This window comes from Gordonia amicalis, assembly GCF_022059885.1.
In the GTDB taxonomy this organism is placed as follows: Bacteria; Actinomycetota; Actinomycetes; order Mycobacteriales; family Mycobacteriaceae; genus Gordonia; species Gordonia amicalis.
The window spans coordinates 1,111,436-1,123,979 of sequence record NZ_CP091855.1; the positions used below are offsets into that span (position 1 = coordinate 1,111,436).

General features: G+C 67.8%; 14 protein-coding genes. 9 read left to right on the top strand and 5 right to left on the bottom strand.

Annotation, left to right across the window (positions count from 1 at the left end; genetic code table 11):
• Nucleotides 1-94: 94 nt before the first annotated feature.
• Entirely contained in the window at nt 95-712 is a 618-nt protein-coding gene (locus IHQ52_RS05080) for a maleylpyruvate isomerase family mycothiol-dependent enzyme (protein ID WP_006436547.1), read from the top strand.
• A 7-nt stretch (nt 713-719) separates the two neighbouring features.
• On the opposite strand, the gene IHQ52_RS05085 is transcribed toward IHQ52_RS05080, so the two are convergent.
• The gene (locus tag IHQ52_RS05085) at nt 720-1,289 is read right to left on the bottom strand and encodes a type 1 glutamine amidotransferase domain-containing protein (protein ID WP_006436548.1); all 570 of its coding nucleotides are present in this window, start codon (nt 1,287-1,289) and stop codon (nt 720-722) included.
• A 239-nt stretch (nt 1,290-1,528) separates the two neighbouring features.
• Here IHQ52_RS05085 and IHQ52_RS05090 point away from each other — a divergent pair, with 239 nt between their 5' ends.
• On the top strand, nt 1,529-2,596 hold the full coding sequence (locus IHQ52_RS05090) for an alpha/beta hydrolase (protein ID WP_182155114.1): 1,068 nt from the start codon (nt 1,529-1,531) through the stop codon (nt 2,594-2,596).
• A 64-nt stretch (nt 2,597-2,660) separates the two neighbouring features.
• On the opposite strand, the gene IHQ52_RS05095 is transcribed toward IHQ52_RS05090, so the two are convergent.
• Together IHQ52_RS05095 and IHQ52_RS05100 are read right to left on the bottom strand one after the other, a co-directional pair.
• Nucleotides 2,661-3,797: an Rv3169 family protein gene (locus IHQ52_RS05095; RefSeq protein ID WP_159404686.1), complete on the bottom strand. Its 1,137-nt coding sequence runs from the start codon at nt 3,795-3,797 to the stop codon at nt 2,661-2,663.
• Between the two features lie 4 nt (nt 3,798-3,801).
• On the bottom strand, nt 3,802-4,935 hold the full coding sequence (locus IHQ52_RS05100; protein ID WP_182155112.1) for a phosphotransferase family protein: 1,134 nt from the start codon (nt 4,933-4,935) through the stop codon (nt 3,802-3,804).
• 107 nt (nt 4,936-5,042) lie between these two features.
• Here IHQ52_RS05100 and IHQ52_RS05105 point away from each other — a divergent pair, with 107 nt between their 5' ends.
• From IHQ52_RS05105 to IHQ52_RS05115, 3 genes are read left to right on the top strand one after another with little or no spacing between them, the layout of a single operon-like run.
• On the top strand, nt 5,043-5,675 hold the full coding sequence (locus IHQ52_RS05105; protein ID WP_006436553.1) for a TetR/AcrR family transcriptional regulator: 633 nt from the start codon (nt 5,043-5,045) through the stop codon (nt 5,673-5,675).
• A 58-nt stretch (nt 5,676-5,733) separates the two neighbouring features.
• Nucleotides 5,734-6,174 (top strand): CoA-binding protein, encoded by a 441-nt coding sequence (locus IHQ52_RS05110; RefSeq protein WP_006436554.1) that lies wholly within the window; start codon nt 5,734-5,736, stop codon nt 6,172-6,174.
• A gap of 17 nt (nt 6,175-6,191) precedes the next feature.
• The gene (locus IHQ52_RS05115) at nt 6,192-6,968 is read left to right on the top strand and encodes a hypothetical protein (protein ID WP_006436555.1); all 777 of its coding nucleotides are present in this window, start codon (nt 6,192-6,194) and stop codon (nt 6,966-6,968) included.
• 10 nt (nt 6,969-6,978) lie between these two features.
• On the opposite strand, the gene IHQ52_RS05120 is transcribed toward IHQ52_RS05115, so the two are convergent.
• Nucleotides 6,979-7,863: a LysR family transcriptional regulator gene (locus IHQ52_RS05120; RefSeq protein WP_006436556.1), complete on the bottom strand. Its 885-nt coding sequence runs from the start codon at nt 7,861-7,863 to the stop codon at nt 6,979-6,981.
• Between the two features lie 101 nt (nt 7,864-7,964).
• On the opposite strand from IHQ52_RS05120, the gene IHQ52_RS05125 reads away from it, so the two are divergent.
• The 4 genes from IHQ52_RS05125 (at nt 7,965) to IHQ52_RS05140 (ending at nt 11,699) form a co-directional block, all read left to right on the top strand.
• Entirely contained in the window at nt 7,965-8,345 is a 381-nt protein-coding gene (locus IHQ52_RS05125) for a YybH family protein (RefSeq protein WP_006436557.1), read from the top strand.
• A gap of 110 nt (nt 8,346-8,455) precedes the next feature.
• Nucleotides 8,456-9,850: a phosphotransferase family protein gene (locus IHQ52_RS05130; protein ID WP_006436558.1), complete on the top strand. Its 1,395-nt coding sequence runs from the start codon at nt 8,456-8,458 to the stop codon at nt 9,848-9,850.
• Nucleotides 9,851-9,892: 42 nt separating this feature from the next.
• Nucleotides 9,893-11,164: an acyl-CoA dehydrogenase family protein gene (locus tag IHQ52_RS05135; RefSeq protein ID WP_182155110.1), complete on the top strand. Its 1,272-nt coding sequence runs from the start codon at nt 9,893-9,895 to the stop codon at nt 11,162-11,164.
• Between the two features lie 58 nt (nt 11,165-11,222).
• Nucleotides 11,223-11,699 (top strand): hypothetical protein, encoded by a 477-nt coding sequence (locus IHQ52_RS05140; protein ID WP_006436560.1) that lies wholly within the window; start codon nt 11,223-11,225, stop codon nt 11,697-11,699.
• Between the two features lie 295 nt (nt 11,700-11,994).
• Here IHQ52_RS05140 and IHQ52_RS05145 read toward each other — a convergent pair whose 3' ends face one another.
• The gene (locus tag IHQ52_RS05145; RefSeq protein ID WP_051349628.1) at nt 11,995-12,474 is read right to left on the bottom strand and encodes a DUF1697 domain-containing protein; all 480 of its coding nucleotides are present in this window, start codon (nt 12,472-12,474) and stop codon (nt 11,995-11,997) included.
• Nucleotides 12,475-12,544 lie beyond the last annotated feature (70 nt).

Here is a 12,544-nt window from a genome sequence, read left to right on the forward strand (position 1 = left end):
GACGGTCGGCCTCGGCGGTGGCGACGACCGCGGCGAGACAGCCGAATATCGTGTGCTGTGCAGTCGGTTTCCGCCGGAGAACCAGGGAGACACCATGGCAGACGAGCAGCGTCTGAGCAGGGCCATCGAGGACTACATCGCGGGGGCCGAACACTTCCTCCTGCTGGTCTCCGCGGTGAGCCCTGAGCAGTGGGACCGGCCCGGCCTCGGGGAATGGTCGGTTCGTTCGCTGATCGGACACACGAGTCGCTCGCTGACGACGGTCGCCGACTATCTCGCCCAACCCGAGCCGGACACCGTCGAGATCGATTCGGTGGCAGGGTATTACGCCCGCATCCAGGGACTGGCCTCCTCGCCCGAGGTGACGTCCCGCGGCGTGGCCGCCGGAGTCGATCTCGGCGACGACCCGCTGCGGGCCGCGGTCGAACGCCGGGACCGTGCGGTCGCGGCGATCACCGGCGTCGCCGACCGACCGGTCGCCACCCCATGGGGTGGAATCCTGCTGTCCCACTACCTGCCGACGAGAACCTTCGAGCTGGCCGTCCACGGTCTCGACATCGCACGCGCGATCGGATCGGCGCCGACGCTGCCGCAGTCGGTGCTGGCCTCGGCACTGGCGACGGCCGTCGGGGCGGCCGAGCTGACCGGGCAGGGCGAGCAGGCGTTGCTGATCCTCACCGGACGCGGCCAGGGCCCCATCTCGGTCGTGTGACCGTCGGTCAGCTCGGCACCCGGCTGTGGGCGAACTCGGCGACGATCGCCGCGTTGAACGCCGGCAGGTCGGCGGGCTTACGGCTGGTGATCAGCACGTTGTCGCCGCTTCGGCAGGTGACGACCTCTTCGTCGACCCAGTTGCCGCCGGCGTTGACGACGTCGGTCCGGATACTGGGGAACGATGTCAGCGTTCGTCCGCGCACGACGTCGGCCTCGATGAGCGTCCACGGCGCGTGACAGATCGCGGCGACGGGTTTGCCCGCCTCGAAGAAGCCGCGCACGAAGCGCACGGCCGGTGCCGAGGCACGCAGGAAGTCGGGATTGGCGACGCCGCCCGGTAGGACCAGGGCGTCGAAATCGGCGATGCGGGTGTCTTCGAGGGTCACGTCGACGGGGAAGGTGTCCGCCTTGTCGAGGTGGTCGAAGGCCTGGATGGTGCCGGAGTCGGTGGACACCAGTACCGGCTTCCCGCCGCAGGCCTCGATCGACTTCCACGGTTCGGTGAGTTCGACCTGTTCGGCGCCCTCGGTGGCCACCAGGAATGCGACGGTGACGTTGTTGAGTTCTTCGGCCATGATGTCTCCTCCTCGTACGCGCGGACGGTCGGGGGATGGGACCGCCCTGCGGGCTGATCGATTCGACCGCGTCTTGATCGCCTGGCATCGGCCGTAGCCGCGATGCCTCGATCCGGACATACCCACCTGCGCTCGGCCCCAACCACGACCCGAGCCGGCGCACCGTGTTGAATGACCAGCGATCACGCGCCCGCGGGTGCGTGAGGAGTCTGCGAACGAGTTGCACGGGGAGGACTGTCATGGGTGGTCTCGACGGCGTCGCCACACTGCTTCACCTGGCACGCGGTGGGGAGATCGGTGAGTCCGGAAAGTCGCCGCACACCGTCGTCGTCGACGCACCACATCGTCAGCTGCGGCGCTACGGCACCGTCGAGCAGCTGACGTCGTCCCGCGAGTCGGCGCAGCGGCCGGTATTGCTCGTCCCGCCGCTCGCGGTCTCGACAGACTGCTACGACCTCACTCCGGGATTGAGCCTGGTGGAGTTCCTGCTGTCGACCGGCCGGGTGCCGTATGTGCTCGATTTCGGGGAGATGACCCGCGAGGACCGGCACCTGGGGTTCGCCGACTTTTTCGCCGACATCGTTCCCGGCGCGATCGCCGCAACCTTTGCGGACTTCGACGCCGGCCCGTCGACCGGCGAGGGGATCGACCTGCTCAGCTGGAGCCTGGGCGGCACCATCTCGTTCCTCACCGTCGCCGCGGATCCGGGTCTGCCGGTGCGGTCGATCACCGCGGTCGGAACCCCACTCGATTATGACCGCGTCCCGCCGTACCCCCTGGTGAAGGCGCTGATGCGGCCCATCGGTACCAAGCCGGTGTCACTTGCGCTGCGCGTCCTGGGAGGTATCCCCGCATTCTTCGTGCGGACCGCCTACCGGGGTACCGCCTGGCAGCGGGAACTCAAGAAGCCCGGCTACATCATCCGCAACGCCGACGACACCGAGGCGCTGACGCGGATGAAGGCCATCGACCGCTTCCAGGAGACGATGCCCGGCTACCCGGGCAAAGCGTCCGAGCAGATGTGGGAGAACTTCATCATGCGCGGTGAACTGGCCCGCGGCGTCCTGCGATTCGACGACGTGACCGTCGACCTCTCGAAGGTCGCGGTATCGGTACAGCTGTTCGGCAGCCACCGGGACGCCATCGTCAGCTGGGCGGCGGCCCACCACGGCGTCGACCTGTTCACCGGATCGCCGCGAGTGGAGTTCACGACCGTCGAGACCAGCCACCTCGGACTCATCGCGGGGTCGGCAGCCGTGGAACAGACCTGGCCGCGGATCGACGAGTTCCTCGCCGGTCTGGACTGACCCTTCGATACGCTCGCGAGCTCGCTACTCAGGGGGCGTGCGGTGCGCACAAGCCTTGCAGGGACTAAGGGGCGACGGTCAGCCAGTCGGCGAAGCCTGACGGGTCGTGTCGGCCGAGCGCACCGTGCTCGAACAGGCCCCAGCCGGTGCGGGTGGTGCCGTCGCCTTCCCGGCAGACCGCCCGTCCGACATGGTCGATCACTCCGAACGGTATTCGCCCGACGACCTCCGGGCTGGTCATGTCGTAGGTGAGTCGCTCGGTGAAATCCTCACCGCGCCACACGCCGTGGGTCCAGTCCGGGTCGCCGCCGTACCCGCCGCCGACGTGGATCGGGACGGGAAGCAGTGACTCCACCTCGAATGTCACTGCCGAACCGTCCGATGCGGTGGCGGAAATGGTTGCGCCGGTGGGTATCCGGGTCCCGGACGCATAGTGCACGGAGATCCGCGGCCATCCGAGCTGTTCGACGCGGCCGTCCTTCCACACGCGGGAACAGTCGTTGAGGGTGCGGAATCCGCTCGGGTCCTCCTGGACGATGAGGACGAGCTGGAAGTCGTCGAAGGCCATCGGCACGTAGAGCCACCACATGCCCTCGAACGGCGGATCGGCCGGTCTCCCTGCGGGTTCCGGCTCGCCCACCGGCCGGATGCCCCAGGATCGGTCCCGGGTTCCGATCCAGGCGGTCGGGTCGACCGCGATCTGTTCGCCGTCGATCGTGATGGACCCTCGCCAGGTACCGACCTGCGCGAAGCGTTGCGCATCGAGCGTGACCTTGGTGCCCTGACGCATGACATGAGGTTGTTCCAGGAGTGGATCGAACAGACCCTCCCAGCGCAGGTCGACGGCGACGCCCTCGGTCTCCTCGAGCGTGAGATGCAGTGTGCGCAGCGGTTCGTCGACGGCGAGCCGATAACCGCCCACGTGCTGGTCCAGACGCGCGTCGTCGATGGCGTCGGACAGGTGGACCGCGGTCTGGGTGTCCGGGCCGTCGGCCGCCCGGCGCCGGATCAGGACGAAGGCGTCCTTGACCCCGAGATTGGGGTAATAGCCGATGCCGGTGATGAGGAAGATGTCGCCGCTGCGGTCGTGGGCGTTGAGGTAGGCACGATCGTAGAAGTTGCGGTCGGAGTTCGCGGGCCAGGCGATCGGTTGCGGCAGTTGATGAATCGGGAACTCGTCGAGCGGTCCGAGACCGGACATGTGGTCAGCCTTCCTCGAGGAGACGTTCGAGCAACGGACGGTGGTAGAAGAGCGTGCCGTCGATGTCATCGGGACGTTCGAGCTCGCCGAAGTGCACGCGTCGCGCGCCTGTCCGCATGAAGACGCAGCACCATTGCACCGCGGCGTAGACGTAGAACCAGCGCAGGTCGCCCAGTTCGGCCCCGGTCCGCTCCCGGTACGTCGCGCGGACGTCCTCCTCGCGGAGGAGGTCGGGAAGGCCGGGCAGGCCGGCCATCGTCGCGAGCTCCTGGAAGACGCCGTGCGCGAAGATCACCCAGGCGACATCGAGTTCACGCGGCCCGATCCGTGCCATCTCCCAGTCGAGGACGGCGGTCGGCGTGAAGTCGACGAACATCATGTTGCCCAACCGGGAATCGCCCCACGACAGCACGGGGTCGGCGGACGCGGCCTCGTCGGGGAAGTTCGCGGTGAGCCAGGTCAGTGCGCGCTCGACGAGAGGCGAGCGGCCGATTCCCTCGGAGGACAGGTCGTACCAGTCCTGCAGCCACGCGAGCAACCGCGACAGGATGGAGTCCCCGGCGGGCAGGTCGTCGAGGAGGAACCCGAAGTTCTCCGTCGCGTCGGGGATGGAGTGCAGGTCGGCGATGACGTGGATCGCGGAGTCCTGCGCACGACGCCGGTCGGTGGCGTCGGCATCGGCAAACCAGTTGTCGCCGAATGTGTACGGCATGACGTCGGGCGGCACGTCGCCCTCCATGCGGTCCATGAGGAAGAACGGCGCACCGAGCAGCGATCCGGTCGGTTCGAGGTGGTGAACCCGCGGGACCGGCACGTCGGTCAGTTCGGCGACACGGCGCATGGTCTCGAACTGGTGGTCCATCCGGTACGTGCGGAACACCGGGATGTCGGCGGCGGAAGGCGCCATCCGCATCACCCAGTGCAGGGTTTCGGTCCCCGGCCAGGTCGCAGTGACCGAGATGGTCTCCGACGACATGCCGTTGGTGTCGCCACCCGCGCTCACCGTCACCTCGGGGGCCGAGTCCGGTGTGTCGGGTTGTTCGGCGAGCCAGGACGCGAGGATGTCCGGGACCGAGGTGGTGTCCCTGCTGGAGCGTTGTAGATGGTCGATGTGTTCGACCGCCGGTTCGGTGGCCACGGGCGCACCCCCAATATTCGCTACGGTGAGTAGCGTAATGACAGCAGACGGGTCGCGGAGCGCGCAGGGACTTCGGCAAAATCGCGACTGCTACGAGAGTTGGTCTCATGGACGCTGGACCCGACGGCGCTGATCTCGCCGGCACCGGTCTCGACGGCACCGGACTGATCGAGACCGTCGCCGGGCGTCCCCGTGACGCGCGGATCGACTCCGCCGTGCTCGACGCCGCAGCCGAACTCGTCGTCGAGGTGGGGTACCGCCGCCTGACGATGGCCGCGATCGCCGACCGGGCCGCCACCACCAAGACCGCGCTGTACCGGCGATGGTCGGGTAAGGCCGAACTCGTCCACGACGTCGTGTTCGCGCAGATGACGCGTCTACCGCCGTCGAGTGGCGAGATGGAGTCCGACCTGCGGTCCATGGTCGACGCGGCCCGGGACCTGTTCGCCAGACCGGTGACTCGGGTCGCGCTGCCCGGTCTGATCGCCGACATGTCCGCCGATCCGGCCCTGGCCGCCCGCGTCCACGCCGGTTTCGCCGAGGTGTTCGGTGGGGTACGCGAACGGCTGGTGGTGGCGGTCGAGCGGGGCGAGGTGCACCCCGACGTCGACCCGGACCGTCTCATCGAGGTCGTCGGCGGATCGGCGATGCTGCACATCCTGCTGCTCCGGGACCAGGAGTTCGACGATGCCTGGGCCGAGCGGCTGGTGGCCATCGTCCTGCACGGCGTGATGCGCTGACGCCGGCGAACACCGCCGACGTGCCGAATCAGCCGACGTCGGCACATACACTCTCAGAATGGCTACCCAAGACTCCGCCGACCCCCGCACGACGGACGAGATCGTCGAGAAGATCCTGTCCACCTACGACACCATCACCGTGGTGGGTGCCAGCGCCAACACGGCCAAGGCCGCCAACGAGGTGCCCGCGCACATGAAACACCTCGGCTGGCGGATCATCCCGGTCAACCCCACCGCCGACGAGATCGTCGGTGAGAAGGTGTTCCGGTCGCTCTCGGAGATCCCCGACCAGGTCGGCCTCGTCGATGTGTTCCGTCCCGGTCCGGAGTGCGCCGACGTCGCGCGTGCCGCGGTCGAGGCAGGCGCGACGGCGCTGTGGCTGCAGCTCGGAATCCGTTCGGAGGAGGCACGGAAGATCGCCGAGGACGCGGGACTGCTCTACGTCGAGGACCGCTGCCTGATCATCGAGCAGCGGCGCACCGGCATCGTGCCGGCATGACGAGAGAGTGACCGACGGTGGAATTACTCGATGACCTGACGCATCAACGACTTCCGCTGTTCCTCCTGTTCGCCTCGTTCACGGTGACGTTCGTCGTGACGCGGGTGATCACCCGACTGATCCGGGCGGGCAAGGGGCCTTTCAAGAACAATGTGTCCGGCGGTCTGCACGTCCACCACATGGTCCCGGGACTGATTCTGCTGCTCGTGGGAGCGTTCGTCTCCGTCGGCGTCAACGGCGTCGAGCCCGGCGCGTCCATCAGTGCCGTCCTGGTCGGTATCGGCGCGTCGCTGGTGCTCGACGAGTTCGCGCTGATCCTTCGTCTCCAGGACGTGTACTGGTCACGCGAAGGCCAACTCTCGGTGCAGGTGGTCGCCCTCACCGTCGCCGCGCTGGGAATGGTCCTTCTCGGCTTCAACCCGTTCAATGCCGAGGCGGACGTCGAGTTCGGACCCGTGGCGTTCGCGTTGACCGCGCCGATCAACATCGCCGCCGCGATCTTCTGCGTGGTCAAGGGCAAGTACTCGACGGCGATCGTCGGTGTGTTCATCCCGATCTTCGCCTGGGCCGGTGCCATCCGTCTGGCACGACCGAGATCCACCTGGGCCCGGCGCCGCTACTCGCCGGCGAAGCTGGAGAAGTCGACCGCGCGGGCGCGGCACTTCGACAAGCGTTGGGGGCGTCGAGGATTGAGTATCGGCGACTGGATCGCCGGGAAGCCGACCGACGATGCGGTGGATCCCGCGCTGCCGGAGGAGTCGGCGGACGAGGCCGGGGACGCGCTGGCGAGCTGAGCTCGGAGCGTCACTCCGGGTCGGCGAGGCGGAATTCCTCGCGTACGAGGTCGACGAACCGTCGCGTCGCGGGGGCAGGGTCGGTTCTCCAGAGAACACCGAGCCGTGCGTCGACGTCGACGCCGTCGATCGGGAGTCCGGCAACGCGTTCGTCGGCAGCCGCGATGGACGCGCTCAGGATGCCCGTTCCCATGCCGCTGCACACCAATTCGACGATCGCGTCGGGGGATGACGCCTCGATGGCCGGCCGGATGGGTCCGCCATGCGCGACCGCCGCGTCGTCGAAGACGGTTCGGATGCCTGCGCCGCGCGGCAGGCAGATGAGGGACCGGCGCCGGAGGTCGTCGAGTTGCGTGGCCTCGACCTTTCCCGATGTGTTGGCCGGGACAACGGCGACGACGGGTTCGGAGATGACCGTGAGTGATTCGATGCCGCGCGGCAACTCGTCGCCGTAGCCGGCGAGCACCACGTCGAGACTGCCGTCGGCCACCGATGCGATGAGCCGGTCCGACGGCGACTCACGCAGGCTCAAGGCGACTTTCGGGTGGGCGGAACCGAACGCGCCCAGCGCGGTGAACAGCGGTGCGACGGTACAGCCCTCGACCATGCCCACCGCCAGGCTTCCGCGCAGCAGGCCGCGGACCTCCGACACCGCATCAATCACGCCCGCGGCGGCTGCCAGCGCCGGGCGCGCCGCGGGGAGTGCTGCCCGCCCGGCGTCGGTGAGGCGGACAGACCTGCCCGACCGGTCGAAGAGCGCCGATCCGAGTTCGCGTTCGAGGCTGCGGATCTGTGCGCTGATGTTGGGCTGCGTGGTGTGCACCCGCTGCGCCGCGGCGGTGAAGCTCTCCTCGTCGGCCACTGCCACGAAGTACTCGAGCTGCCGCATCTCCATAACTTTCGATGATAGCGACCATCAGGACAATCACTTGGACTTATTTTGGCTGGCAACGCACCGTGAAGAGGTCCCTGTGACTCCGCCCGAGAGGAATCGTTGTGACCGCCTACGAGACCGCCCGAACTCCCGAAGACCTCACCAGGTTGTTCGTCGAGTACTCCAACGCCGGCGACGCGGACGCGGTCGCCTCGCTCTACCACGAGGACGCCGTCATGGCGTTTCCGCCGGGGCGGGTGACCAGGGGTCGCGCGGCCATCCGCGACCTCTGGGCGTCGGTCCTCGAACACCGTCCGACCTTCGTCCCGGAGTCGCCGCTGCCGACGCTCGCCTTCGGTGACGACCTGGCCTTGACCTCGACACCGCCGCGCAACGGAGCGGGGGCCCGTGCGCAGGTCGTCACCCGTCGTCCCGACGGCTCCTGGGTCCGCATCATCGATCAGCCGGAGTTCCAGACCCCCACAACCGGAGAGCGCGCCTGACACGGGAGTTTTCTGACAGCGGATTCAGCTTCCGTGCTAGCTTCGCTGTGTCGGGGATTACACCGGTGATGGCGTCGGTCACCGGGTGAGGCGCGAAGGGACGGATCTGCGTGGGAGTGCCTGAGGCCCGGGATGTGGCCACCCGAGTCGCCGAGCGGCTCAGCGCGACACGAGGTACTCCGGTGACGGTCGATTCCGCCCGGCGACTACCCGCAGGTGCGAGCCGCGCGACCTACGCCGCGACCCTCGTCGACAGCGAGGGCAGACCCGAAGCGATCATCATCCGCGCCGTACCGGCGGCGCAGGACGACGGCGGACTCGGGGCGGAGGCGGAGGTCCTGCGGGCCGCCGCCGACGCCGGGGTTCCGGTGCCGGCGATCCTCGATGCCGGCCTCGGCGAGGACAGCGTTCTCGGGTTTCCCTACCTCACAATGAATTTCATCGGTGGCGAATCGATCCCGCGTCGGATACTCCGCGACGACACCTATGCTGCTGCGCGTGACCGGTTCGTCCAACAGTGCGGCGGGATTCTGGCGCGGGTGCATCAGATCGATGCCGCTGCGACGCCGGGTCTCGAAGAACTCGTCGATCCGGTCGATGCGTTGCGCGCACTGTTCCCGCGCGAGTTCGACGCGATGCCGGCCGGGCTCCTCCTCGCGACCCAGTGGCTCGTGGCCAATCCACCGCCGTCGTCTCCCGGTTCCGGTGTCGTCCACGGTGACTTCCGGCTCGGCAACCTCCTCGTCGACGCCGATGGCGTTGCCGCGGTGCTTGATTGGGAACTGGTCCACATCGGTGACCCGGTCGAGGACCTGGGTTGGCTGTGCGCCAAGGCCTGGCGGTTCGGTGGCTCCACCCCGGTGGCCGGGATGGGCGAGCGCGCTGGGCTGCTCGACGCCTACGCCGAGGTGGCCGGGTGGCGACCCGCCGAAGAGGCGTTGCGCTGGTGGGAGCTGTACGCCACGGTGAAGTGGGGCCTGATCTGCGCGTTCCAGGCCAACCGGCACCTCGACGGCATCGAACGGTCCGTCGAGCTCGCCGCGATCGGACGGCGAAGTGCCGAACAGGAATTCGACGCCCTGCTCGATCTCGGAATCGTGTCGCCCGAGGTGGTGCCGGACCCGTTGAGCGTCGAAACCTCCGGCCCCGATGAGGAGCCGCACGGCTCGCCGTCGTCGCTCGAGTTGCTCGAAGCGCTCGGTGGATTCCTCCGCTCCGATGCCGTGACGTCCGAGATGTCACCGCAGGTCAAGTTCCACACGCGGGTCGCCGGCAACGTCGTGGATGTCGTCCGACGCCAGGTCCTGCTCGGGCCCATCCACGCCGCGGAGAGCGCGCAACGATTGGCCGCCCTGGGCGTCACCGATCAGCGAGCACTGTGCGACGCCCTGCGATCCGGCGAACTCGACGGCACCGACGAGAAGGTGCGTGCCGCGGTCGCGGCCGACGTGCGGGCGCGGTTGGTGGTCGCCAATCCGAAGTACTTCGCGGTCCCGCACCCGTGACATGACCACACGACAGCCGATCACCAACGAGAAGGATTCACCGTGGATTTCGCACTGCCCGAGTCGCTGAGCGACTACCTGGATGAACTCGACGCCTTCATCGAGGCGGAGATCAAGCCTCTCGAGCAGGCCGACGACAACATCCGGTTCTTCGACCACCGGCGTGAGGACTCGCGCACGTACTGGGAACGCGGTGGGTTGCCGAACGCCGAGTGGGAAGCGCTGCTTGGCGAGGCACGGCGGCGGGCCGACGCCGCGGGACACTTCCGGTATCCGTTCCCCGAGGAGTTCGGCGGGCGCGACGGATCGAATCTCGCCATGGCGATCATCCGCGAGCATCTCGCGTCGAAAGGGCTGGGCCTGCACTGCGATCTGCAGAACGAACATGCCATCGTCGGCAACAATATCGGGCTCCTGCTGATGCTGGAGTACGGCACCCCCGAGCAGCAGGAGGAGTGGGTCGAGGGTCTGGCGGCCGGCACCAAGTTCTTCGCGTTCGGGATCACCGAACCGGAGCACGGCTCCGATGCGACGTACATGGAGACGACCGCTGTCCGCGACGGTGACGACTGGATCATCAACGGCGAGAAGACCTGGAACACCGGAATACACGCCGCCCACCGCGACATCGTCTTTGCCCGTACGAGTGGAGAACCCGGTGACGCACGCGGTATCACCGCGTTCCTCGTCGACCCGCAGGCGCCCGGCTTCCGCGTCGAGGAGTACCTCTGGACGTTCAACATGCCCACCGATCACGCCCACATCTCCCTGCGCGACGTGCGAGTCCCGAACTCGGCCGTGTTCGGGGCGGAGGGTGCCGGCCTGCAGGTGGTGCAGCACTTCTTCAACGAGAACCGGATTCGGCAGGCGGCGTCGAGTCTCGGTGCCGCGCAGTACTGCGTGAACCGGGCGGTCGAGTACGCCAACGAGAGGGCTCCGTTCGGTAAGAAGCTCTCGACCAACCAGGCGATCCAGTTCCCGCTCGTCGATCTGCACACTCGGTGTGCGATGGTGCGTGCGCTCATCCGGGAGACGGCCTGGAAGATGGACACCCACGGCAACTTCGCCGCCTCGGCCGAGGTCTCGATGTGCAACTACCAGGCCAACCGGCTGTGTTGCGACGCCGCCGACCAGGCGATGCAGGTGTTCGGCGGACGCGGGTACTCGCGGCATGAACCGTTCGAGCACATCTACCGTCACCACCGGCGCTATCGCATCACCGAGGGCGCCGACGAGATCCAGATGCGGCGCGTCGCCGGATACCTGTTCGGTTTCATGTCCGGCAAGGCTCCCAAGGGTGTGCGCACGTCCTGAGTAGGCTGGGCCGTATGCCAGATCATGTGCGAACCGTGTCGGACGAGGTGAGCCGGCCATGATCGCAGTCATCGTCATCGTCGTGACCGTGGTGGTTGCGCTGTTCATCCTCGGTGGGGCCGCGTGGTTCGCCTACGACTCCGACAAACGGGTGCGCCGGTTTGCCCGGTCCACCGATCTCATCCCCGGCCGGCCGGGCCGCGCACCGGAGAGCTGGACCACCGACAACACCCTAGAGGCGTTGCTGCACCGGCGTATCCGCTACGCGATCGCCGACGTGCACGCCAATCCCGCCATTCCGCACGACGATGAACTCGTGTCGGCGCGGGACCGGCTGGACGACGCGGTCTTCGAACTCGACGATCGCCTCATCGCGGCCGCCGACACCGGCGGCGACGCAGCCGTCGAGATCCTCGACAGTGCCGAATCGGCGGTCAAGGCCCTCGAAGAGCTACCGAAGAAGCTGTGGGAGGCGCCGAAGTCGGATCAACTCGCCGACCTGGATCGCGTGACGCGGGTCCTGTCGCGCGGCTGACGCTCAGATGACCACCGGACGCGGAGGCGGCTCCGGATCGGGCGGTCCTGGTTGGGGATCGGGCGGCGGCGTGGGCGTCGGGAAAGGCGGTTCCGGCGGAGGCTCGGGGATCGGCTCCGGCACCGGAACCGGGTCCGGAGGCGGCGGGGGCTGAGGTACCGGCTGATTCCCACGCGTGGGGTCCGTTACTGTCGGGTCCGATTCCGGGCGGTCCATGGGGACTCCTCTCGACGTACGCGTCCGGTGTCCTTGTTCCGACGCTACGCCCGCACCTGCGGTCCGGCCACCGGGCTGCTCAAGCCTCGGTGAGATCCAGCAGCTTTCGGACCGTACGCAGGTTGCGGCCGGTTCCCTGCACACCCAGACCCCGGGCGATCGCGGGCGCGGTGAGCTTCGATCGGCCCGCACCCTCGGCGTATCGGATGTGGAGATCGGAGCCGATCACCTGCCGGACATCGCCGCCGAACTCCTTCTCTTCGAACGCCGCCACCTTGTCGGCGTCCGGTCGGGCGACGAGAAAGTAGATGTAGGAGTATTTGTCGTCGACGATCTCGAACGGGTGCGCGTCGAGCGCGGCACTCACTTCGGCGGGGGTGCGGCTGATGACCTCGCGGAAGAAGCCGTAGCGCTCTTCGATCACGGCCTCGAGCGCACGGTCGAACTCGGTGGGATCACCTGGTGGTGAACAGAGGAGATTGCCCGACGCGATGTACGTCGAGACGTCCGTGGCCCCGAGTTCGGTTGCGATCTCCCGCAGTTCGGCCATCGGCAGCATGGCGCCGCCGACGTTGACCGCTCGGATGAGAACGATGCGCGTCGTCTCTGATTCACTCACCGGTCCATGA